At 74.6% G+C, this 20,493-nt stretch carries 24 protein-coding genes; 13 read left to right on the top strand and 11 right to left on the bottom strand.

What is annotated here, in order from left to right:
* Positions 1–49 precede the first annotated feature (49 nt).
* Positions 50–331, top strand: a complete 282-nt coding sequence (locus tag ABZ948_RS22440) for a chaplin (RefSeq protein WP_359762143.1) — start codon at positions 50–52, stop codon at positions 329–331.
* A 160-nt stretch (positions 332–491) separates the two neighbouring features.
* Here ABZ948_RS22440 and ABZ948_RS22435 read toward each other — a convergent pair whose 3' ends face one another.
* From ABZ948_RS22435 to chpG, 7 genes are all read right to left on the bottom strand, one after another.
* Complete coding sequence (locus tag ABZ948_RS22435; protein ID WP_359762141.1) at positions 492–1,358, bottom strand: tyrosinase family protein; 867 nt, start codon at positions 1,356–1,358, stop codon at positions 492–494.
* Complete coding sequence (locus tag ABZ948_RS22430) at positions 1,342–1,836, bottom strand: tyrosinase family oxidase copper chaperone (protein ID WP_359762139.1); 495 nt, start codon at positions 1,834–1,836, stop codon at positions 1,342–1,344. The genes ABZ948_RS22435 and ABZ948_RS22430 overlap by 17 nt, the downstream gene beginning before the upstream one ends.
* A gap of 103 nt (positions 1,837–1,939) precedes the next feature.
* On the bottom strand, positions 1,940–2,458 hold the full coding sequence (locus tag ABZ948_RS22425; RefSeq protein WP_359762137.1) for a hypothetical protein: 519 nt from the start codon (positions 2,456–2,458) through the stop codon (positions 1,940–1,942).
* A 117-nt stretch (positions 2,459–2,575) separates the two neighbouring features.
* Positions 2,576–3,181, bottom strand: a complete 606-nt coding sequence (locus ABZ948_RS22420) for a vitamin K epoxide reductase family protein (RefSeq protein ID WP_359762135.1) — start codon at positions 3,179–3,181, stop codon at positions 2,576–2,578.
* Positions 3,178–3,462, bottom strand: coding sequence for a hypothetical protein (locus tag ABZ948_RS22415; RefSeq protein WP_359762133.1), 285 nt, complete (start codon positions 3,460–3,462; stop codon positions 3,178–3,180). The genes ABZ948_RS22420 and ABZ948_RS22415 overlap by 4 nt, the downstream gene beginning before the upstream one ends.
* Before the next feature lie 154 nt (positions 3,463–3,616).
* Positions 3,617–4,255, bottom strand: coding sequence for a hypothetical protein (locus ABZ948_RS22410; RefSeq protein WP_359762132.1), 639 nt, complete (start codon positions 4,253–4,255; stop codon positions 3,617–3,619).
* A gap of 246 nt (positions 4,256–4,501) precedes the next feature.
* Complete coding sequence (chpG, locus tag ABZ948_RS22405; protein ID WP_359762130.1) at positions 4,502–4,741, bottom strand: chaplin ChpG; 240 nt, start codon at positions 4,739–4,741, stop codon at positions 4,502–4,504.
* A gap of 261 nt (positions 4,742–5,002) precedes the next feature.
* Here chpG and ABZ948_RS22400 point away from each other — a divergent pair, with 261 nt between their 5' ends.
* The 9 genes from ABZ948_RS22400 (at position 5,003) to ABZ948_RS22360 (ending at position 15,063) form a co-directional block, all read left to right on the top strand.
* Positions 5,003–5,218 carry a hypothetical protein gene (locus ABZ948_RS22400; protein ID WP_359762128.1) on the top strand — a complete coding sequence of 72 codons (216 nt, stop codon included), beginning with the start codon at positions 5,003–5,005 and terminating at the stop codon, positions 5,216–5,218.
* A 50-nt stretch (positions 5,219–5,268) separates the two neighbouring features.
* Entirely contained in the window at positions 5,269–6,432 is a 1,164-nt protein-coding gene (locus tag ABZ948_RS22395; RefSeq protein WP_359762126.1) for a glycosyltransferase family 4 protein, read from the top strand.
* The gene (locus ABZ948_RS22390) at positions 6,429–7,853 is read left to right on the top strand and encodes an exopolysaccharide biosynthesis polyprenyl glycosylphosphotransferase (protein ID WP_359762124.1); all 1,425 of its coding nucleotides are present in this window, start codon (positions 6,429–6,431) and stop codon (positions 7,851–7,853) included. Before ABZ948_RS22395 ends, ABZ948_RS22390 begins: the two co-directional genes overlap by 4 nt.
* Before the next feature lie 7 nt (positions 7,854–7,860).
* Complete coding sequence (locus tag ABZ948_RS22385; RefSeq protein WP_359762122.1) at positions 7,861–9,204, top strand: O-antigen ligase family protein; 1,344 nt, start codon at positions 7,861–7,863, stop codon at positions 9,202–9,204.
* A 536-nt stretch (positions 9,205–9,740) separates the two neighbouring features.
* Complete coding sequence (gene murJ, locus ABZ948_RS22380; protein ID WP_435857571.1) at positions 9,741–11,420, top strand: murein biosynthesis integral membrane protein MurJ; 1,680 nt, start codon at positions 9,741–9,743, stop codon at positions 11,418–11,420.
* Positions 11,404–12,165: a polysaccharide deacetylase family protein gene (locus tag ABZ948_RS22375; protein ID WP_359762120.1), complete on the top strand. Its 762-nt coding sequence runs from the start codon at positions 11,404–11,406 to the stop codon at positions 12,163–12,165. Before murJ ends, ABZ948_RS22375 begins: the two co-directional genes overlap by 17 nt.
* Positions 12,162–13,313 (top strand): glycosyltransferase, encoded by a 1,152-nt coding sequence (locus ABZ948_RS22370; RefSeq protein ID WP_359762118.1) that lies wholly within the window; start codon positions 12,162–12,164, stop codon positions 13,311–13,313. Before ABZ948_RS22375 ends, ABZ948_RS22370 begins: the two co-directional genes overlap by 4 nt.
* The gene (locus tag ABZ948_RS22365; protein ID WP_359762116.1) at positions 13,310–13,960 is read left to right on the top strand and encodes a YveK family protein; all 651 of its coding nucleotides are present in this window, start codon (positions 13,310–13,312) and stop codon (positions 13,958–13,960) included. Before ABZ948_RS22370 ends, ABZ948_RS22365 begins: the two co-directional genes overlap by 4 nt.
* A complete protein-coding gene (locus ABZ948_RS22360) occupies positions 13,957–15,063 on the top strand; it encodes a GNAT family N-acetyltransferase (protein ID WP_359762114.1) in 1,107 nt (368 codons plus the stop codon). Before ABZ948_RS22365 ends, ABZ948_RS22360 begins: the two co-directional genes overlap by 4 nt.
* Positions 15,064–15,101: 38 nt before the next feature.
* Here ABZ948_RS22360 and ABZ948_RS22355 read toward each other — a convergent pair whose 3' ends face one another.
* Positions 15,102–16,448, bottom strand: coding sequence for a glycoside hydrolase family 26 protein (locus ABZ948_RS22355; RefSeq protein WP_359762112.1), 1,347 nt, complete (start codon positions 16,446–16,448; stop codon positions 15,102–15,104).
* A 128-nt stretch (positions 16,449–16,576) separates the two neighbouring features.
* Between ABZ948_RS22355 and ABZ948_RS22350 the strand changes: the two genes are divergently transcribed.
* The gene (locus tag ABZ948_RS22350) at positions 16,577–17,785 is read left to right on the top strand and encodes a carboxylate--amine ligase (RefSeq protein ID WP_359762110.1); all 1,209 of its coding nucleotides are present in this window, start codon (positions 16,577–16,579) and stop codon (positions 17,783–17,785) included.
* Positions 17,786–17,834: 49 nt separating this feature from the next.
* Entirely contained in the window at positions 17,835–18,035 is a 201-nt protein-coding gene (locus tag ABZ948_RS22345; RefSeq protein WP_359762108.1) for a hypothetical protein, read from the top strand.
* A 53-nt stretch (positions 18,036–18,088) separates the two neighbouring features.
* Here ABZ948_RS22345 and ABZ948_RS22340 read toward each other — a convergent pair whose 3' ends face one another.
* The 3 genes from ABZ948_RS22340 to ABZ948_RS22330 form a co-directional block, all read right to left on the bottom strand.
* Positions 18,089–18,910: a chaplin gene (locus ABZ948_RS22340; protein WP_359762106.1), complete on the bottom strand. Its 822-nt coding sequence runs from the start codon at positions 18,908–18,910 to the stop codon at positions 18,089–18,091.
* A gap of 106 nt (positions 18,911–19,016) precedes the next feature.
* Entirely contained in the window at positions 19,017–19,244 is a 228-nt protein-coding gene (locus ABZ948_RS22335; RefSeq protein WP_114252689.1) for a chaplin, read from the bottom strand.
* A 187-nt stretch (positions 19,245–19,431) separates the two neighbouring features.
* Positions 19,432–19,827, bottom strand: a complete 396-nt coding sequence (locus tag ABZ948_RS22330; protein WP_359762104.1) for a rodlin — start codon at positions 19,825–19,827, stop codon at positions 19,432–19,434.
* Between the two features lie 245 nt (positions 19,828–20,072).
* Between ABZ948_RS22330 and ABZ948_RS22325 the strand changes: the two genes are divergently transcribed.
* Positions 20,073–20,468, top strand: a complete 396-nt coding sequence (locus ABZ948_RS22325; RefSeq protein WP_359762102.1) for a rodlin — start codon at positions 20,073–20,075, stop codon at positions 20,466–20,468.
* The last annotated feature ends 25 nt before the right edge of the window (positions 20,469–20,493 follow it).

Raw genomic sequence — 20,493 nt, 5'->3', positions numbered from 1 at the left:
TGCGGCGCGCCTCCTGCCGCCGTGCTCACCGAGTCAGAAGGAGAACGTGATGTCTCGCATCGCGAAGGCAGCCGGTGTCGCGCTCGGCACGGGTGCCGTGGTGATCAGCGGAGCCGGTCTGGCCCTGGCCGACGCGGGCGCCCAGGGCAAGGCCGTCGGGTCGCCGGGCGTCCTGTCGGGCAACGTCCTGCAGGTGCCGGTCCACGTGCCGATCAACCTCTGCGGCAACACGGTCAACATCGTGGGCCTGCTGAACCCGGCGTTCGGCAACGAGTGCGAAAACAAGGACGACCACAAGGGCCACCACGGTGGCCACGGGTACGGCCACTGATCACTGCGCACCCCCGCGCACCCACGGAGAGCCCCGGCACCTCGAGCGCCGGGGCTCTCCGCATGAGCCACGGAACCGGCCGCATGAGCCACGGAACCGGCGCATGAGCCACGGAACCGGCCGACGTCGAGCACTGCCCGCCGTCCCGCCCGGCGGTGCCTCACGCGTACCGGTAGATCCGCCCGTGGTCCTCCAACTGATCCGGCGTCACATCCCACGGCGGCAGCTTCTCGTGCCGGGCCACCACCCGCCGGTGCTGCGCGCCGGCCGGGCCGGGCGGTTTCGCCGGCAGGTAGCGGTGGTTGCGGTGACGCCGCTGCCAGCGGGACCAGACCAGGTCGATGAAGGCGTGGTGCAGCCAGAAGACCGGGTCGTTGACGGACGCGCCGCCGACCATGGCACCGCCGACCCAGCGGTGCACCCGGTTGTGGTTGTGCCAGGAGGCGCTGCCCCGCCCGCTCCCCCACCCCTCCAGCTTGTTGCGGAAGCCCTTGCCGGCCGTCGAGTCCCAGGGCGAGACGTCGTAGACCGGGTCCTTCAGGGCCCATTCCAGCTCGCTCCTGGTGGGCAGTTTGATCGGGTCGCGGGCGCGGCCGAGGTCCCGGGTGAGGAACTCCTCGTCGGTGACGCCCTCCCTGATGGTCCAGTTGCCCTCCGCGTAGGCGAACGGCCCGGTCATCACCTGGCGGTCGGAGCGCCGCCCGTTGCCGCCGAGGAGGTCGGCGGTCCAGGGCGCCGACGTGGTCGTGCGGTCGCGCGTCCAGTCCCAGTACGGCACGGACACCGACGCGTCGACCCGGCGCAGCGCCTTCTCCAGCTCCAGCAGGAACTGCCGGTGCCAGGGCAGGAAGGAGGGCGCCATGTGGGCCGTGCGCAGGCCGTCCTCGCCGTCGGCGGTGTAGTACTCGATGTGCGTGCGCACGAACTCGTCGTACTCGCCCCGCCGCTTCACCTCCAGCATCGCCTTGACGAACCGGCGCTTCTCGGTGCGCGTCAGGGTGCTGACGTCCTTACGCGTGTACGCCATGGGGTCCCCCCTCCAGGTGCCCCGGGCCGTGGCCGCCCACCTCGCGCAGGCGGCTGCCGGGGCCCAGCTCGTCGACGGCCGCGCGGGTCGCCGCCAGCGGGGAGGGGTAGGAGCGGTAGTGGTCGACCATGCTCAGCCAGCTGCCGTCGGCACGGCGCATCAGGTGCAGCGGCCGGCCGTCCACGGTGACGTGCCACTCCACGTCGCCGGTGGCGCGCTCCGGCACGGGGGCGAGGACACCGCGGATGCGGCGGCCCCGGTAGACCTCGTCGAACACACCGTCCCCGGCCCGTACTTCCGTGCCCCCGGCCCCGGACTCCCCGGGCCGGGAGGCGGCGACGACGGGGGCGAGGGCGACGGCGGACACCGCGCCGAGCAGCCCCCGCGCCAGATCCCGCCGCTTCACGCCCGCGTCCGCCGCGGGCCTCACCGGCCCGCGCTCCGCCCCTACCGGTACTCCGCCGACCCCTACGACCATCCTGTGCTCCTCGTCCGTTCGGTTGTCGTAGCGGTAACAGCCCGAAGGCCCCCGCGGTCACCACCGCGAGGGCCACACGAGAACACCCGGTACGGCGGCCGGTCTACAGGCCGGGGCCGAGACCCAGGTCCGCCGTCGGCACCGCCTGCACCACCGGGGCCAGCACGCCCACCTGCGGGAGCTGCGGCTGGGGCAGGCCGAAGCCGTCCGCGTTGGGCGAGCTGAGCGGGGCGTCGACGGAGACGCCGGGCGCCAGCGTCCGCAGGTCGGAGGCGGGGGCGTCGACGCCGATGTGGTCGAAGCCGGCTCCGAGGATGTGCGGCAGGGGCGCCCGCAGGTCGGCGCCGGGCAGTCCGCCGTGGACCGGCAGCTGGGGGATCGCCCGCTCGGGGATGAGCCGGCCCTCGACGTAGCGGGGCCCGTCGGGCGAGCCCGGCATCGGCACGGGCAGCTCTCCGGTGGCCTCGGGCAGTTCCACGTTGAGGGCCTTCTCGGCGCCGCCCAGCGGCACGGGGACGGGGACCGTGCCGACCGCGGCGGCGGGGGTCGCGGTGGCGGCGCCGGCCGCGGCCGCCACACACGTGATCACTGCGGCGAGGGTTCCTCGGGTGGTCGACTTCATCTGGAGTACGGTCCCTTTCACGTGTCGGGGGCTCAGCGTGCGTACCGAGTAACGAGCCGGGGAACCGCACCAGCGCACAATTCCCCCGACTGCCGCAGTAATACGACGGGGTGTCCGTCAGCTCGTCCAGAAGTCCCACCAGCGCGTCAGGATGAGCATGCCGACGACGCCGAGGTGCAGCACCGGCGGGAGCCAGCTGAACTCGTCGAGGAAACGGCGCACCGGGCCGGGCGCGGGCAGGAAGGCGTGGCGCACGGCGAACGACGTCACGTACCAGAACAGGGGGATCGTCGCGGCCCACGCCAGACAGCACCACAGGCACAGCGCGTTGATCCGGTACAGCGACTCGAACTGCAGCCACGACACGAACCCCACGCCGAAGAGGCACCCGGCGTCGAAGGCGAGCCAGTACCAGCGGGGGAAGCGGGCACCGGCCAGCAGGCTCACGCCGACGCAGACGACGACGCCGTAGGCGACCAGTCCGAGCATGGGGTTGGGGAACCCGAGGGCCTCGGCCTGGTCGCTCTCCATGACGCTGCCGCAGGACAGCACGGGGTTGATGCTGCACCCGGGGGTGAAGTCCGGGTCCTCGAGCAGCTTGAACTTGTCGAGGGTGATGATCCAGGACGCCAGCAGCCCCGCCGCGCCCGTGACGACCAGCAGCAGGGCGAACGCCCGGCCGGCGCCCGCCGTGCGTGCCGCGTCGTGCGCGGGCGGGGTCACTTCGGCAGCGGAAGCCCGCCGAGCAGCCCGCCGTTCTGGTTCAGCTTCGTGGTCGCCTTCTTGACCGTGCTGAGCACGGAGTCCTCGTTCTCGGTGTCGAGCGCGTTCGACTGGTGCTTGAGCGGCATCGGGTCGATGGGCTCCCGGGTGAGCGCGTTGACGGCGCCGTTGAGGCTGGTGGGGGTCACGTGGTCGGGGTCGTAGGCGGCGTGGGCGGGGGCGGCGCCGGCTGCGGCGACGAGGGAACCGGCGACGACGGCGGCAGCCTTCAGGGACTTCATCGTGAATCCTTTCTTCGGCGACGGGTGTCACCGGCGGGGAATCCTGACGACGTGCCTAACGAGGCCTGTGCGGAGCGGAAACCCCGTGGCCGGAACCTCATATGAGTCGCTGAAACAGAAAGCCGCTGAAACAGAAAGCTGAAACGGGAAGCTGTCAGGGGGCCTTCGGCAGTGAGGGCAGGCCGGCCAGGTCGGGGGCGGGCAGCCTGCTGCCGGCCAGGGTGGCGGCGACCGTGTTGACGAGGCCGGAGACGACCGAGTCGACGGCCGGGGTCACCTTGGCGGCGTCACCGGACGTCACGGCCTTGAGCAGACCGTCGGTCGCCTTCTCCAGGGCGGCCAGTGCCTCGGCCGCGAGTCCGTCCGGCACCTCGGCCCGGTCGTCGACGGGCGCGGGCAGCGTGCTGGCCTGCGGCAGCGGGCTGCTCGGGGCCGCGGCGTCCGGCTGGGCCACGGCCGGCGGGGCCGCGGGAGAGGGCGCGGTCGCCTGGTCGATGGCGTCCTGCACCGAGGTGCCGAGCTTGGCCGCCTGCGAGGGCGCCAACTGGCCGCCGTCCGCCTTGAGCACGGCACTCAGCAGGTCGGCGACCGGGGTGAGCACGCCGCCGAGGTCGCCCAGGATCTCGACCTGGCCGAGCAGTTCGTCCGCCTCGGGGACGGGGGCCCGGGTCGCCGCGTGGGTGTGCTCCGGGGCCGATGCGCTGTCGGCGGCCACAGCCGCGGGCCCGGTGACCCCGAGCAGCAGCGTGGCGCAGAGCGCGGGGGTCGCGATTCGCCGTGCGGGCAGACGCATGGGGGTTCCTTTCGGTGGTGCGTCGGATCTTGTGCCCACCGTGCGAGCGGCCGGAACGCTCCGCAACCGAGAGAACGCACCAGGTCAGCGCCGCCTCCCGGGGTTGGCGGCGTCCCCCCTGGTAGGCGGCGTGCGCGGCCCCGCCCGCCGGGCCGCCCCGCCGCGCCCGTTCGGCGCAACGCGAACCGGCCGCCCTTCCGTGTGGTCCCACGGGAGGGCGGCCGGCCAGGTGTTCCGCGAACGACGTCAGTCGTTCTCGCACTCGTTGCCGAACGCCGGGTTCAGCAGGCCGATGATGTCGACCGTGTTGCCGCAGACGTTGATCGGGATGTGCAGCGGCACCTGGACGACGTTGCCGGACAGCACGCCCGGGGAGTGGGCGGCGGCGGCCTGCGCGCCGGCGTCGGCGGCGGCGATGCCGGTGCTGCCCGCGACAGCGGCAGCGGCAGCGGAGGTCAGGACCAGGCCCTTCGCGATACGCGACATGGAGAGGTGCTCCTTGGGGGTTGACACAAACATCCGGGCGGATGCCCGGCGTTGTGTCAACGCGTGGCGTGCGCGCGAGTTGTGCCGCCAAAGGAGTGATCCCGGCACAGGGGCGCTCTTCACGCTTCCGACACACTCGTCCGGTTTCTCCGGAATAGTACGGATGGCGACTACAGTTGCGCACCTCTCAACGCACCCCGACAGCAAGCAGATCGCACTGATGACGGCCCCCTGACCCGTCTCCGAAAGGCCACGCCGGTCATGCGCAACTCCCCGGTCCCGCCGTTGCTCCGTGCGAGGGAGGCCGGCCCCGGCGGCACCGGCGTCTCGCTCGCCCTTTCGACCGACCGCCCAGGGGAGACCACGTTCCGCGAAGCCCTGCGGTGTGGTGGTGACCAGGTGGCCTTCCGGCTCGTTCCCCAGCGGAACGCGGCGTGCGCCGGCGCGCTCTTCGGCGCTGCCGGCATCCGGCAGTGAGGCGCGTTCCCGCCGTCCCGAGCGCCGTCCGTGAGCGAGGAAAACCGCGCATGCACCTGTCACCGACCGACCCTCCGCCACGGGTCCTGCACGTCACCCAGCCCGTGGACGGCGGGGTGGCCCGTGTCGTGACGGACCTGACCCGCGCCCAGCTCGCCGCCGGCCTGCGCGTCACGGTCGCCTGCCCCGACAGCCCCCTCGCGGCCCGGCTCGCGGCGCTCGGCGCGGACGTACGGCACTGGGCGGCGACGCGTCAGCCGGGGCCCTCCCTGATGGGCGAGGCGCGGCGGCTGGCCCGTGTCGTGGCGGACGTGCGGCCCGACCTGGTGCACGCGCACAGCGCGAAGGCCGGGCTGGCCGGGCGGCTCGCCGTGCGGGGACGGATCCCGACGGTGTTCCAGCCGCACGCCTGGTCGTTCGAGGCGGTCGGCGGGGCCACCGCGGCCCTCGCCCGCGGCTGGGAGCGGTCGGGGGCGCGCTGGGCGGCGAGGGTGGTGTGCGTCAGCGAGGCCGAGCGCCGGCTCGGGGCGGCGGCCGGGGTCCGGGGGCGGTGGAGCGTCGTCCCCAACGGGATCGACGTCGAACGCTTCCGCCCGGCCGCCGCGGACGCCGTACGGGCGGCCCTGGTGCCGGACCTGGATCCGGGGGCCCCGCTCGTGGTGTGCGTGGGACGGCTGTGCCGGCAGAAGGGGCAGGACGTCCTGCTGACGGCGTGGGACTCCGTGCTGCGGCGGGTGCCCGGGGCGCGCCTCGCGCTGGTCGGCGACGGGCCGGACCACGGCCGGCTGCGGGCCCTGGCCCCCCGTTCCGTGCTGTTCGCGGGGGACGTCGCCGATGTCGTGCCCTGGTACCAGGCGGCGGACCTGGTCGTCCTGCCGTCGCGCTGGGAGGGCATGGCGCTGGCGCCGCTGGAGGCCATGGCGTGCGGGCGGCCGGTGGTGGTGACGGACGTGGGCGGGGCCCGCGAGAGCCTGCCGCCCGGGCACGCGCCGCACTGCCTGGTCCCCGCCGTCGCCCCGGCGGCACTGGCCGGGGCCGTCTCCGGGCTGCTGCTCGATCCGCCGCTGCGCGAGTCGCTAGGCCGGCGGGCGCGCCGGCACGTCCTGTCCACACACGACGTGCGCCGCACTGCCCAGGCGGTCGCCGACGTGTACCGCGAACTCCTGGGCGCGGACGCCGTGTCCACCGAGTACAGGGAGTCAGTCCACTCGTGACCGCGGAAAGCACCGTTCCCACTCCCGCCGGACAGCCGCGGGACCTCGGCTCCACGCCCGTGACGCTCCTGCCGCCGCGCGGCGCCGCGGCGGGCTTCCGCCTCCCCGTCCGCCGATCCCCGGTCCGGGCCGCGTCACCGCTGCCCCTGCTCGCCGCGGACCTCACCGCCGCCGTGCTGGGCCTGCTGGCGCTCACCGGCGGCCAGCGCCGCCCGCTGCTCGTGGCGGTGCTGCTGGCCGCCTCGCTGCTCCTGCGCCCGCACCGGCCCGCGCGCGTGCCGGCCGTGCTGGACGAACTGCCCGCCGTGTGCGGCCGGATCGCCGTGGCATGGCTGGCGCTCGGGGCGTTCGCCGCGGCGTACGCGCCGCACCACGCGCTGTCCGTCCGGACGCTGCTCACCGGTTTCCTGCTCCAGACCGCGGCGAGCTGCGCCGGGCGCGGCGCGGTGCACGCCTGGCGGCGTGCCGGGCTGCTGCGCCGGCCGCGGGCCGCGCTCGTCGTCGGGCCCGCCGCCACCGCGCAGCGCGTGGCCGCGGCCGTGCTGCGTCATCCCCGGGACGGGGTGCGGCCGGTGGGGATCGTCGCCGAGGAGCCGGACGGCGGCGAGGGCCTGCCGGTGCTGACCACGGGCGAGGAGGTCCAGCGGGCGATCGTCCAGAACGGGGTGCGCGAGGTGCTGGCCGTGCACCCCTCGGCGCGGTCCGGGCAGGGGCCGCTGCTGCGGGCGCTGGCCGAGTCGGGCTGCACGGTGTGGGAGGTCGACCCGGACGTGCCGTCGTACCGGTCGGGGGACCGGCTCGCCGGGTTCCCCTGCCGTCGCCTGGACCTCGGGGCCGGGCAGCGCGGCAGCGCCGGCAAGCGGGCGCTCGACGTGCTGGTCTCGGGGGCGCTGCTCCTCCTGGTCAGCCCGCTGCTGCTGGTGTGCGCGGTGGTGCTGCGGACGACCGACGGGCCGGGGGTCGTCTTCCGGCAGGAGCGGATCGGCAAGGACGGCCGGCCCTTCACGCTGCTGAAGTTCCGCACCCACCGCCCGGTCGACGAGCACGAGTCGGCGACCCGCTGGAGCGTGGCGGACGAACGCCGCATGCCGTGGTTCTGCCGTTTCCTGCGCCGCACCTCGCTGGACGAGCTGCTCCAGCTGTGGAACGTGCTGCGCGGCGACATGAGCCTGGTCGGCCCGCGCCCCGAACGCCCCTACTTCGTCGCCAAGTTCGGCCAGACCTACCCGGGCTACGCGGCCCGCCACCGGGTACGGACCGGCATCACCGGTCTCGCCCAGGTGCACGGGCTGCGCGGCGACACCTCGATCGAGGACCGGGCCCGCTTCGACAACGCGTACATCGACGACTGGTCCCTGTGGCAGGACGTGTGCCTCCTGCTGCGTACGGCCGCCGCGCTCGTGCGTCCGACGGGGAGCTGAGCGGCCGATGATCCGGGCTGGGGCGTTTGCGCCCGTGCTGCCGCTGCTGGCCGTCGTCGTCCTGCTCGCCCTGCCGCTGGGGCCGGGCGGCGAGGGCGGTGCCGGACCCGCCGACGCGGTGTCCGCGCTGGTCGTGCTGTACTGCGCGGTCCGTGTCGTACGGGACCGGCGGCGGCCCCTGTCGCCCACGGCGGCCGTGGTGCTGGGCCTCCCGGTGCTCGGGGTCGCCGTCGCCGCGACGGGAGCGGTCTCGCCGGGCGAGGGGCTCATCGGCCTCGGCCGCTATCTCCAGGTCTTCGTGCTGGTCCCCGCCGCCGTGCTGCTCCTCCTGCGGGACCGGGGCGACTTCCGGCTGCTGGCCTGGTCGTTCGTGGCGCTGGCGGGGTGGCAGGGGGCGGTGGGCGTGCACCAGTACGCGACCGGGACCGGTGCCTCGTACCAGGGGCGGCCGGTGCGGGCCGTGGGCACGTTCGGGGCGCAGGACGTGATGGGCATGGCCACGGTCGTCTCCCTCGGCCTGGTGTGCGCGGTGGGTCTCGCGCTCGGGGCCGCGCCCGTACGGCAGCGGATCGTCGCGCTGGCCTGCGCGCTGGCGCTGCTGCCGCCGCTCGCGCTGTCCTTCAGCCGCGGGGCGTGGATCGCGACGGCGGTGGCGGTCTCGGCGCAGTTGCTGCTGGCCGGGCTGCGGCGGGCGTTGGCGGCCGGGGCGGTGGTGGCCGCGGTGAGCGTGGTCCTGGTGGGGGGCTTCGGGCTCGGTACGGCGATGCTCCAGGAGCGGATCAGCAGCATCACCCGGGTCGCGGACGCGCCCGACCAGTCGGTGACCGACCGGTACACGATGTGGGCGGCGGCGACCGGCATGTGGCGCGAGCATCCGCTGACCGGGGTGGGGTTGAAGGGCTTCCCCGAACACCGGGACTCGCACGCCTCGCTCGCCCTTTCGGCGGGCAGCGACACGGAGGGCGCGGGCGCGGCCTTCCGCAGGCAGCCGCTGCTGTCCCCCCACAACATGTACCTGCTCATCCTGGCCGAGCAGGGGCTGCTCGGGCTGCTGGCCCTGGCGGGCTGCTGGCTGGCGCTGCTGCTGTGCGCGGTGCGCGCCCTGTGGCGGACCCGCCGGGCCGGCGGACCGGGCCTCGACTGCGGCCTGATCGCCTGCGGCCTGCTGGTCTGGCAGCTGACCGACTTCGCCTACGCCGACATCGGGGGCCCGTCGACGGTCCTCACCGCGATGTGCTTCGGCCTGGCGGCGTGGTGGGGTCTGTCCGCCGCCGACGCCCCGGGGGTGTCCGGCCGGGACCCGGCCGGGGCGAGCGCCCGGGGTCTGGCGGAGGGGGCACCGGCACGATGACGGTGACGCCTGAACAGACGGAGCCGGGCAGGGAGACGACGGTCTGCGGGGCTGCGAGCGCGAGCGCTCCCCCGGCCGCACCAGGATCTCCGACCGCGAGTGGTCCCTCTACCGCCCCACGGCCACCGACCGCGAGCCTCGCGGAGGCGGCACCAGGGGCTCCCACCGCGAACGGACACTCAAGCGACCCGCATGCCTCGGCGGCGAGCGGGCCCCCACGCGCCCCGGAGGCCTCGATCGCGAGCGGGCCCCCACGCGACCCACATGCCTCGACCGCGAGCCGGCCCCCACGCGACCCACATGCCTCGACCGCGAGCCGGCCCCCACGCGACCCACATGCCTCGACCGCGAGCCGGCCCCCACGCGTCCCGCACACCTCGGCGCCGGCCGGGCCCTCAACCACCCCGCATGCCTCGGCGGCGAGCCGGCCCTCAAGCGCCCCGCAGGCTTCGGCCGCGGCCGGGAGTACGGCCCTCTCCCCGGCTTCCGCCGGCTCCCGCCCGCCGGCCGACTCCCGCCTGCCCACTGACCCCCGCCTGCCCACCGACCCCCGCCTGCCCACCGCCTCCCGCCTGCCCGCCGACTCCGAGACCCCGGCTCCCCCCCAGTCTTCGGCCGCTCTCCGCCCCTCCCCCGCCGACGCCCCCGTCACCCGCGGGTTCCTCGCCCGGGCCACCCTGGTCACCGCCGTCCTCTCCGCCGCCGGGGCGCTGCTCGGGCTGGTGCGGGACCAGGCGCTGGCGCGGATGTTCGGGGCGGGGAGTGCGACGGACGCGTTCCTCGTGGCGTGGACCGTGCCGGAGTTCGCGGCCACCCTGCTCATCGAGGACGGGCTGGCCATCGCGCTGATCCCGGCGTTCAGCATGGCCCTGGCCCGGCGCGCGCAGGGCGCCCCCGGCGACCCGGTCCGTTCGCTGGTCGCCGGTACGCTGCCCCGGCTGGCCCTGGCCTTCGCCGCCGTCGCCGCGCTGCTGGCGGCCCTGGCACCGCAGGTCGTCCGCGTGCTGGCCCCGGGCCTGCCCGACCCCGCGCTCGCCGTGGACTGCACCCGGCTCACCGCCACCTGCGTGCTGACCTTCGGGCTGGCCGGGTACTGCAGCGCGGCCCTGCGCGCCCACCGCCGGTTCCTCGCCCCGGCGGCGATCTACGTCGCCTATAACACCGGCATCATCACCGCGGTGCTCGTGCTCGGCGGGCGGTGGGGCGTGCGCGCCGCGGCGTTCGGGGTGGCCGCGGGCGGCTGTCTGATGGTCGTGGCGCAACTGCCGGTGCTGTGGCGGGAGTTGAGCGGCCGGTCGGCGACGGTGGGCGGACCGGCCGGTGGGGAGGGCGGCGGCGGGCGTCCGATGGGGCTGGCGCTGATCGCCGCCGTGCTGCTGTTCGCGCTGTGCCGGCAGTCGCAGGTCCTGATCGAGCGGTTCCTCGGCTCCACCCTGCCCGCCGGCGCCATCTCGCACCTGAACTACGCGCAGAAGGTCGCCCAGATCCCCATGACGCTGTCGCTGATGCTGTGCACGGTCACCTTCCCGGTGGTCGCCCGCGCCCTGGCCGACGGCGACACCGAGCGGGCCCGCGACCGCGTGGAACGCGATCTCGCCCTGGCCGCGTGCCTGGTGCTGGCCGGCGCGTCGGTCGTCGTGGCCTGCGCCCCGCAGATCATCGAACTGCTCTTCCAGCGCGGCGCGTTCACCGGCCGGGACACGGCGGCCACGGTCGGGGTGATGCGGGTCTACGCCCTAGGGCTGCTGGCACAGACCCTGGTCGGCGCCCTGATCCGCTCGTACTTCTCGGCGGGGCGGGCCACCTGGTACCCGCTGGGCGCGATGGCGGCGGGTCTCGTCGTCACCGCCGCCGCCGGCGCCTGGGCGGTGGGCCCCTGGGGCGTGCGGGGGATCGCCGCCGCCAACGCCGCCGGCATCACCGTCACGGCCGCCCTGCTGCTCGCCGGCATGGGCCCGCGCAGCATCCCCATCCGCACCCGGCGCATGCTGCCGGAGCTGTGCCGGCCGGTCGTCGCGGCGGTGGCCGCGACGCTCGCGGGCGCCTGGGCCGCGGGCCGCTTCGACTCCCCCGCCCTCGCCCTCACCGCCGGCGCGGTCACCGTCGCCGCCGTCTTCCTCCTGCTCGGCCGGGCCCTGGGCGACCAGGGCTGCGGCACCGCGCTGAAATCCCTCCGTTCCGTCTCACGAAGGCTCCCTCATGGCCGCTCCCGTTGACTCCCCGGACACCGGCACCCGCGTCAGACCCGGCCCGGTCCCGTTCGTGGCGATGTACCACTCCGTCGGCGACCCCTCGGACGACCCGTACCGCATCACCGTCTCGCCCGAGCGGCTGGACCGGCAGCTCGGCTGGTTCCGGCGGCGTGGGCTGCGCGGGGTCTCCATGGCCGAGCTGCTCGCCGCCCGGGCCCGCGGCGAGGGCCGCGACCTGGTCGGGCTCACCTTCGACGACGGCTACGCCGACTTCGTCACCGAGGCCCTGCCCGTGCTGCGCCGCCACGGCTGCGGCGCCACCCTGTTCGTGCTGCCGGGCCGGCTCGGCGGCGACAACGCCTGGGACCCGCTGGGCCCGCGCAAGCCGCTGCTGACCGCCGACGGCGTCCGACACGCGGCGGCCGAGGGCGTCGAGATCGGCTCGCACGGCCTCACCCACGTCGACCTGACCGAGGCGGACGACATCGCGCTGAAGTCGGAGGCCGAGGGCAGCAGGACGGTGCTCGCGGAGCTGACCGGCACCCCGCCCGCCGGCTTCTGCTACCCCTACGGCACGGTCGACCGGCGTGCCGTCGACGCCGTTCGGGACGCCGGCTACAGCTACGGCTGCGCGATCGACCCCGGCCCGCTGGGCGGCCCGCACGCCCTGCCGCGGGTGCACATCGGCCAGAACGACACCGCCGTACGGCTGTTCCTGAAGCACCGGCTGCACCGGCTGCGCCGCCGACCCGTCGAGGAGCCGCGGTGAGGGCCCTGCACATCATCACCGGCCTCGGCGTCGGCGGCGCCGAGCAGCAACTGCGGCTGCTGCTGCGGCACCTGCCCGTCGACTGCGACGTGGTGACCCTGACCAACCCGGGCCCGGTGGCCGCCGGGCTGCGCGCCGACGGGGTGCGCGTGCACCACCTCGGCATGGCGGGCAACCGCGACCTGGGCGCCCTGCCCCGCCTGGTGCGGGTCATCCGCGCGGGCGGCTACCAGCTCGTGCACACCCACCTCTACCGCGCCTGCCTCTACGGCCGGATCGCCGCGCGCCTCGCGGGGGTCCGGGCGGTCGTCGCCACCGAGCACTCCCTCGGCGACTCGCAGATGGAGGGACGCCCGCTGAACGCGGGGGTGCGCGCCCTGTACCTGGCGGGCGAGCGGCTCGGCCGTACGACGGTCGCCGTCTCCCCCACGGTCGCCGAGCGGCTGAGGCGCTGGGGCGTGCCCGGGCCGCGCATCGAGGTCGTGCCCAACGGCATCGACCTGGCCCGCTTCCGCTTCGACCCGGCCCGCCGCCGGGACACGCGCCGCCGGCTCGGCCTGCCGGACGACGCGTTCGTCATCGGCGCGGTCGGCCGCCTCGCGCCCGGCAAGCGCTTCGGCGTGCTCGTCCGGGCACTGGCGCAACTCCCCGACGACCACCGGCTGCTGCTGGTCGGCGGCGGCCCGGAGGAGGACGTGCTGCGGCGCACGGCCCGCGCCGCCGGGGTCGCCGACCGGGTGCTGTTCACCGGCGAACGCCCCTGCGTGCCGGACGGCTCGCCCGGACCCGACCTGCCGTCGCTGACCGCCGCGATGGACGTCCTCGCCTCGCCGTCCCCGGAGGAGGCCTTCGGCCTGGCCGTCGTGGAGGCGCTGGCGTCCGGCCTGCCGGTGCTCTACGCCTCCTGCCCCGCCCTTCAGGACCTGCCCGCGTCCGCCGCTCCCGCCGCCCGGCGCGTCACCGGCGGCCCCGACGCGTTCGCCCGGGCCCTGACGGACGTACGCCGGCAGGGCCCGGGGCCGCGCACGGTGCCCGAGGCCGCCCGCCACTACTGCATCACCCGCAGCGCCGCCCGGCTCATGGACGTGTACGCCGGCGCGGTCTCCCGCCCCCTGTCCCCCTCGTTCCAGGAAGCCCGCACCTCATGACCGACACCCCCGCAAGGCAGCACCACCCGGTCACCGCCCTCGCCAGGTCCCTGCCCCCCTGGTCCCTGCTCGCGGCCGGGGCCGTGGCAGGGGGGCTGCTCGGCGGCACGTACGGCCTGGTCAGGACCCCGGAGTACACGGCGACCAGCTATGTCGTCGCCGTGCCGACGGCGAAGTCCGACACCGCCACCGCCCTCGGCTTCGCCCAGGCCTACGGCCGGGTCGCCCCGCAACTCGCCGTGCTCGGGGACGCCCAGGTGTGGGCGGGGGTGCCCGTGAAGACGCTCCAGGACAGCGTCCGGACGGCGACCTCGCCGGACGCGCCGATGGTGGCGGTCACGGCGACCTCCTCCCGTCCGGACCTGGCCGCCGACATGGCCAACGCCGTGGCCCGGGCGCTGACCCGGCACGCGGGCGACACCGAGCAGTCCACCCACGTCGAACTCCAGCAGTTCGCCCGCGCGGTGCGGCCCGCCGAGCCGTCCTCGGCGACGGCCACGGTGACGGGGCTGGTCGGCGCGAGCGCGGGCGGGCTGCTCGGCGGGCTGGCGTTGCTGGTCCGGCCCCGGCGGGCCGCCGACCCCGCCGGGCGGGCAGCCGCCGTGCCCGGCCCGGCCGTCGCCGCCGACGCGCACGGGCAGCTGTGACGTACACCGCCGAACTGGTCACCGACGAGCGCGCCTTCGCCGGCCTCGGCGCCGACTGGGACCGGCTGCACCGGCGGTACGCCGCCGCCACCCCCTTCCAGAGCCACGCCTGGCTGCGTTCGTGGTGGGTGTCGTACGGCGGGCGCGGACGGCTGCGGGTGGTGCTGGTGCGCGCCGGGGACGGCGGTGACCTCGTCGCCGCCGCGCCGCTGAGGCTCGTACGGCGTCCGCTGCCGGCTCTGGTGCCGCTCGGCGGGGCGATCTCCGACTACGGGGACGTGCTGGTCGACGACGAGCACGGCGAGGCGGCGGTGGCCGCGCTCACCGGCGCCCTCTCGGCCGCCGCCCGCAGCGCGCTGATCGACCTGCGCGAGGTCCGGCCCGGCGGTGCCGCCGAGCGGGTCTACGAGCGGTGGCCCGGGCCCCGCGGCCGGGTCGACGACTCGGTGTGCCTGGAGCTGCCGGCCGTGCCGATGGGCGAGCTGATCGCCCGGCTGCCGTCCAAGACCCAGCAGCGGCTGCGCGCCAAGCTGCGCAGACTGGACGCGCTCGGCATCCAGCGCCGGGTCGTCGGCCCCGACGAGGTGGAGGCGGCGCTGCTGCGGCTGCTGGAGCTGCACCGGCTGCAGTGGCAGGGGCGGAAGGTGACGCCGGAGCATCTGCGGGCGCGGTTCCGTGAGCATCTGGTGCGCTCGGTCGGGCCGATGGTGCGTTCCGGGGACGCGGTGGTCACCGAGTTCCGGCTGGACGACGAGGTGGTGGCGGTGGACCTGACGCTGCTCTCGGCGCGGCTCGCGGGCGGCTACCTGTACGGCGCCGACCCGGTGCTGCGTGAGCACAAGGCGGACGTGGCGGCGATGCTGCTGGACTCGACCGCCACCCACACCAAGGACGGCACGCTCGGCACGCTGAGCCTGCTGCGCGGCAACGAGCCCTACAAGCACCACTGGCGTCCCGAGACGGTGGTGAACCAGCGGCTGCTGCTGGCCCGGCGGCGCACGGCGCCCCTGCTGTCGGCGGCGCTGTGCGACGCGTCCGCCCGCCGGCGGGGCAAGGAGCTGCTGCGCCGCCTGCGGGAACGCGACCGCGGCGGCCGGCCCTGACCGGGCCCGCCGCCGCGGACCGGGCGCCTCGTCCCCGGCTACCTGGTGCGCGACCACCAGTCGAGGCGCAGGCACAGCTTCCCGCCGATCCAGTACTCGACCCAGTCGCCGAGATCCAGCGGCGAGCAGCCGGCCGGACGCTCCGGGGCGGGTTTGGTGGGCTGCGGTGTGGGCGTCGGGGCCGGTGGCAGGGCCGGGGTCGTGGGGGCCGGGTCGGGGGCGTCGTCGCGGCCGAAGAGGAAGGACCGGTAGACCTGGGACGCCCTGGGGTTGGCGTCGCACTGCCACACGCCGTGCGGGCAGTAGTCCGTCAGCGTCTGGTACAGCGGCTTGTGCTCGTCCATCCACGCGAGCATGCGCTTCATGTACTCGGCGTTGTCGCCGTTGCGGAAGAGTCCCCATTCCGGAAAGGAAATGGCCTTGCCGTGGGCCTTCGCGAATTCCACGTGCTGCTGAAGCCCATAGGGCTCCTTCACCTGTTCGTCGAACGACATTCCGCGCGGCTGGTCGTACGCGTCCATTCCGATGATGTCGACCGTGTCGTCCCCCGGGTAGCACTGCGTCCAGGGAACGGCGTCGCGGCCGCGGCTCGGCGTGAAGTCGAACCGGAATTCCTGGCCCGGCACCGCACGCATGGTGGTGACGATCCTGTTCCAGTACTGCTTCCAGGCCTCCGGGTCGGGCCCGCAGCGATGGGTGTACGTGATGCCGTTCATCTCCCAGCCGAGCACGAGGACCGTGTCCGGCACCCCCAGCTCGACGAGCCGCTCGGCCAGCGCGCGGAAGTGGTGATCGAACCGGCCGGCGGCACCCTCGCGCAGCAGCCGGCGCACCTCGTGGTCGGGCACGCCCTCCTCGTTGCGCTCCATCATGGGCACGTTGAGGACGAGCAGCCGGTCGGCCTTCTCGCGCCGCCAGTTCGCCCACACGTCGAGGAAGCCGGGCCGGCCCTCGATGTTGCTCCAGCGGTCGCCCGGCAGGTAGGTGTGCCCGACGCGCAGTTCGGCACCGCCGAGCCAGGTGCTGAGCTGCGCCATCCGGGTCACGCCGCGGGGGCCGTAGTCGAGGTAGGCGCCGAACGCGGGAGCGGGCCGGGCGGGAGCGGTGGGGGTCGCGGAGGGTCCCGTGGCGGGTTTCGCGGCGGGGTCCGCGGCCGGTTCCGTGGCGGCCGGTGCCGGCACGACGGACGGGGCCGACGGGACGGCGGGTGCCGCGGGGGCCGCGGGGGTGGCCACGGGTGCCGGTGCGGACGGCGGTTCGTCCGACCGTGCCGCCCCCGCGCCCGCGGCGACCGTGTGGCCGGACGCCAGCGCCGCCGACGCGGCGACCGCCGCCGCGACGAATGCCAGCCGCCGGGACCGTGCGCACCGCTGCTGTGTGGCCATGGCCGCCCCTTTTCGTTGGACTCCGCTTACTGACACCCAGTCATATGAAACGGATTCACGCCACCGCCACTAAGGCTTTCGAGTGTTCCCCTCGCCCGCACCGGTGACCCAGTTCGAAGGAAAAGCCCGTGTCGCTGCTCGACATTCGCGTCCCCGCGGTTCTGCTGCGGATCGACCGGAATCCCTTTCACCACGGAACGCTGGGTGCCGTGCGCTCGCTCGGCCGGGCGGGCGTGGAGGTGCACGTCGTCGCCGACTGCGAGGGCAGCCCGGTACGCCGGTCCTGTTTCGTCCGCGGGATGCACGCACCGCCGCCGCCCGGGGCCTCCCCGGCCGAGGTCGCACGCGTGCTGCACCGCGTCGCCACCCGTGTCGGGCGTCCGGCCGTGCTGATCCCGATGGACGACGCGGGCGCCGTCGCGGTGGGCCGGACGCGGGCGGAACTGGCGCCCGTCTACCTGCTGCCCGCGATGCCGGGCGCGCTGCCCGAGCGGGTCGCCGACAAGGCGGAACTGGCCGGGATGTGCGCCTCGCTGGACGTCGCGCACCCCGAGACGCTCGTCCCGGACAGCGCGCGCGAGGCCGCCACGGCCGTCGCGCGGCTCGGGCTGCCGGCGGTGGCGAAGTGGAGCAGGCCCTGGCTGGTGCCGGCGGGCAGCGGGCTGCGCAGCACCGTGCTGGTGCGCTCCGCGCAGCAGGCCCGGGAGCTGTACGCACGCGCCGGGGAGGCGGGCAGCCGGCTGCTCCTCCAGGCGTTCCTGCCGCCGGGCCCGGACCGTGACTGGTTCTTCCACGGGTACGCCGACAGCGGCGGGCTGGTGCGGGCCGGGGGCACCGGCCGCAAGCAGCGCGCCCGGCCGCGGGGGGCGGGCCTGACGTCGGTGGGCCGCTGGACGGACAATCCGGAGGTGCACGTGCTCGCCGAGCGGATCACCGAGGCGCTGGGCTACCGCGGCATCCTCGACCTGGACTTCCGCCGCTGCGGGCGGACGGGCCGCTACCACCTGCTCGACTTCAACCCGCGCCCCGGGGCCCAGTTCCGGCTCTTCACGGACACGGCGGGCCTGGACGTCGTACGGGCCCTGCACCTGGACCTGACGCACCGTCCGCTGCCGGAGGGGGCGCCGCGGCCGGGCCGGGCGTTCGTGGTGGAGAACTACGCGCCGCTGAGCGCGCTGCGTCCCGCGCCCGCCGGCCGCGAGCTGGCGTGGCACGCCCCGGACGACCGGGCCCCCGGGCGGGCGATGTGGCACCTGTGGGGGCGGCATGCCGCGGGCCGCCTGCGCGACCGGCTGCGCCAGGGCCCGACGGGGCGCTTCACCCGACTGGCGCGATAGAAGTACGTGCCTTTTGTGGAGAAATGCCTACTTTATTCTTATGACTCACATGAAGCGCACCACCACGGTGCTTTGCAGCCTCGCCCTCAGTGCCGCCGTCCTCGGCGGCACCGCGACCGCCGCCGAAGCGAACGTCCACCACCGGGGCGACGACCACTCGAACTCCAGGGAGTGCCACAAGCACGACAGCCTGGGGCTGACCCTGCTGGGCATCCCGCTGCTCGGGTTCTTCTTCCCGGGCAAGTGCTGATCCCAGAGGACTCCACGGGTGCCGGGCGCTGAGCGTCCGGCACCCGTCGCGTGTCAGCGGTGCTGCGCGGCCCGGCCGCGTCGGTAGAGCACGACGCCGCTCGCGATCAGCGCGGCGCTGGTGGCCGCGGCACCGAGCAGTTCCCCGGTACCGGTCTCGGGGAGACTGGGCGGCTGCTCCGTCCCTCCGGGGGGCGTGTGGTCCCCACCGGGAGGCGTGTGGTCCCCACCGGGGGGCGGCGGGGTGTGGTGGCCGCCCGGCGGGGGTGTGTGCGGGGGCTTGGTCGGCGGGGTGGTGTGCGGGGGTTTCGTCGGGGGCGTGTGCGGAGGCTTGGTCGGCGGGGTGGTGTGCGGGGGCTTGGTCGGAGGCGTGTCGCCGTACCCGTAGCCGCCGTCGCCGTAACCGCCGTCGCCGTCGCCGTCGCTGCCACGGGAGCCGTCACGGGAGTCCTCGCCGGAGTCCGCGCCGGAGCCCTCACCGGAGCCCTCATGGGAGCCGGAGCCGGCACCGGGTGAGTGACCGCTCCAGTCGTCGTCCTCGGAGATGCCGGAGGAGTCGTGGCCGTCACGGCCGCCGTCGCCGTCGCGGCCCTCGTCGCCGTAACCGCCGTCCCGGTGACCGCCGCCGCTCTCCGCCTCGTTGGCGCAGGAGTTGCCGAAGGCCGGGTTGAGCGCGGCGATCACGTCGACGGTGTTGCCGCAGGCGTTCACCGGCACGGTGACCGGGGCCTGGACGTTGTTGCCGGACGCGGCGCCCGGCGAGCCCTTGGCCACCCCGTCGGCCGACGCGTCGGCGAGGGCGGCGCCACCGCACAGGGACAGGATGCCCGTCGCGGCCGCCGCCGCGACCATTCCCCTGCTCAGGGTCTGTCGCAATCTCGTGGTCTTCCTGCTGGTAGAAGTGGGAAAAGCCGGCCCTGGAACGAACGGTCTGTCCCAGGGCCGGCCAGTTCGCAGCCGGTACTGCCGGTGCGTTACGGCGTCAGTCGTTCTCGCACTCGTTGCCGAACGCCGGGTTCAGGGCGGCGATGATGTCCACGGTGTTGCCGCACACGTTGATCGGGATGTGCACGGGAATCTGGACGACGTTGCCGGAGAGGACACCCGGGGAACCGACCGCGGCACCCTGGGCGCCGGCGTCGGCAACGGCCGGGGTGGCCATGCCCAGAGCCATGATCGCGCCTGCGACGACAGCAGCGCTCTTCTTCATGAACTTTTCCCTTCTCTGCGGTCATGCCCCTCATGACCTGCAGCCTGCAAACGAGGAATTGACATCTGAAGAAACCAAGGAACGTACGACGCCGGGGAATTCACTCGAATGCCCCAGGAAAAGCCCGGGTACGGCCGGGCGGCCCGCCGTGGATCCGGCGGGCCGCCCGGGCTGCGTACGGTACGGGTCAGTCGCCGTTCGCCGACAGGACCGAGAGGTCCTCCAGGATGTGGTTGAGCGCACCGTCCCGCTTGGTGTTCGTGGAGTTGTCCGCGCACTGCTGCTGGACGTGGTCCGACAGGATCGGGATGTCCTGGACCACCGCGGCGATGAGGACGGCGACGCCGACGTCGATGTCCTGGACACCGACACACGGCTTGTTGAGCGTGCCGTCGACCAGCGAGAGCTGGGGGCTCATGTCGCCCTTGGTCGCCGAGTTGCCGAACGACGACGAGGCGCCGTTGCCGTTGGCGACGGACGGTCCGGAGTCGTCCCCGACGGCAAGAGCCTGGGGAGCAGCCGCCACCGACATACCGATGACAGAGGCGGCGGCCGCCGCGGCGACCATTGCCTTCTTGAGCACTTCGCGTTCCTTTCCTCGTAGCGACGCACTGTCCTACGGCCTCATCAACCCGGCCCGGGATAATTGGTTGCGGGTGTTCACCCGGTTGGCCCGCAGCCCGGAAAAGCCCTGATAATCACCGGGAACGAAGAACACACAAACTGTCCTGGCATGGGCTGACAGAGTGATGAGGAGAAACCATGCACCGCCCGTGCAGTTGACCAGAACGCTCCGGAGGACGGGGTTTCCTCAGAAAGGACTGGTCAGTGATCAAGAAGGTTATTGCCACCGCGGCGATCGCCGCTTCCGTCATGGGAGCCTCCGCCGCCGCGGCCCCGCAGGCGCTGGCTGTCGGCGACGACAGCGGTCCGTCCAGCGTGAACGGCAACGGGGCGATGCAGAGCTTCGGCAACTCGTCCACGTACGGCAACATGAGCCCGCAGATGGCGCTGATCCAGGGCTCGTTCAACAAGCCGTGCATCGCCGTGAACGACCTGCCGATCGGTGTGGGCGCGCTCATCGGTATCCCGATCCAGGACATCCCGATCCTGTCGGACCACCAGCAGCAGCAGTGTGCCGAGAACTCCACCAACGCCAAGCGCGACGGTGCGCTGGCGCACCTGCTGGAGGACGTGTCGATCCTGTCGGCGAACGGCGACTGACGCAGCGGCGCCGAAAGGGCGGGCC

The organism is Streptomyces olindensis (assembly GCF_040645895.1).
Taxonomy (GTDB): Bacteria; Actinomycetota; Actinomycetes; order Streptomycetales; family Streptomycetaceae; genus Streptomyces; species Streptomyces olindensis.
The sequence above is the reverse complement of the archived record's forward strand: the minus strand, read 5'-3'. Positions and strand labels throughout refer to the sequence as shown.

Coding starts and splice junctions, on each gene's coding strand:
- ABZ948_RS22385 (WP_359762122.1), top strand. CDS start 7,861: ATGATCCGGGCTGGGGCGTTTGCGCCCGTGCTGCCGCTGCTGGCCGTC.
- chpG (WP_359762130.1), bottom strand. CDS start 4,741: ATGTCGCGTATCGCGAAGGGCCTGGTCCTGACCTCCGCTGCCGCTGCC.
- ABZ948_RS22400 (WP_359762128.1), top strand. CDS start 5,003: ATGCGCAACTCCCCGGTCCCGCCGTTGCTCCGTGCGAGGGAGGCCGGC.
- ABZ948_RS22410 (WP_359762132.1), bottom strand. CDS start 4,255: ATGCGTCTGCCCGCACGGCGAATCGCGACCCCCGCGCTCTGCGCCACG.
- ABZ948_RS22365 (WP_359762116.1), top strand. CDS start 13,310: ATGACCGACACCCCCGCAAGGCAGCACCACCCGGTCACCGCCCTCGCC.
- ABZ948_RS22430 (WP_359762139.1), bottom strand. CDS start 1,836: ATGGTCGTAGGGGTCGGCGGAGTACCGGTAGGGGCGGAGCGCGGGCCG.
- ABZ948_RS22375 (WP_359762120.1), top strand. CDS start 11,404: ATGGCCGCTCCCGTTGACTCCCCGGACACCGGCACCCGCGTCAGACCC.
- ABZ948_RS22440 (WP_359762143.1), top strand. CDS start 50: ATGTCTCGCATCGCGAAGGCAGCCGGTGTCGCGCTCGGCACGGGTGCC.
- ABZ948_RS22335 (WP_114252689.1), bottom strand. CDS start 19,244: ATGAAGAAGAGCGCTGCTGTCGTCGCAGGCGCGATCATGGCTCTGGGC.
- ABZ948_RS22425 (WP_359762137.1), bottom strand. CDS start 2,458: ATGAAGTCGACCACCCGAGGAACCCTCGCCGCAGTGATCACGTGTGTG.
- ABZ948_RS22395 (WP_359762126.1), top strand. CDS start 5,269: ATGCACCTGTCACCGACCGACCCTCCGCCACGGGTCCTGCACGTCACC.
- ABZ948_RS22415 (WP_359762133.1), bottom strand. CDS start 3,462: ATGAAGTCCCTGAAGGCTGCCGCCGTCGTCGCCGGTTCCCTCGTCGCC.
- ABZ948_RS22345 (WP_359762108.1), top strand. CDS start 17,835: ATGAAGCGCACCACCACGGTGCTTTGCAGCCTCGCCCTCAGTGCCGCC.
- ABZ948_RS22435 (WP_359762141.1), bottom strand. CDS start 1,358: ATGGCGTACACGCGTAAGGACGTCAGCACCCTGACGCGCACCGAGAAG.
- ABZ948_RS22355 (WP_359762112.1), bottom strand. CDS start 16,448: ATGGCCACACAGCAGCGGTGCGCACGGTCCCGGCGGCTGGCATTCGTC.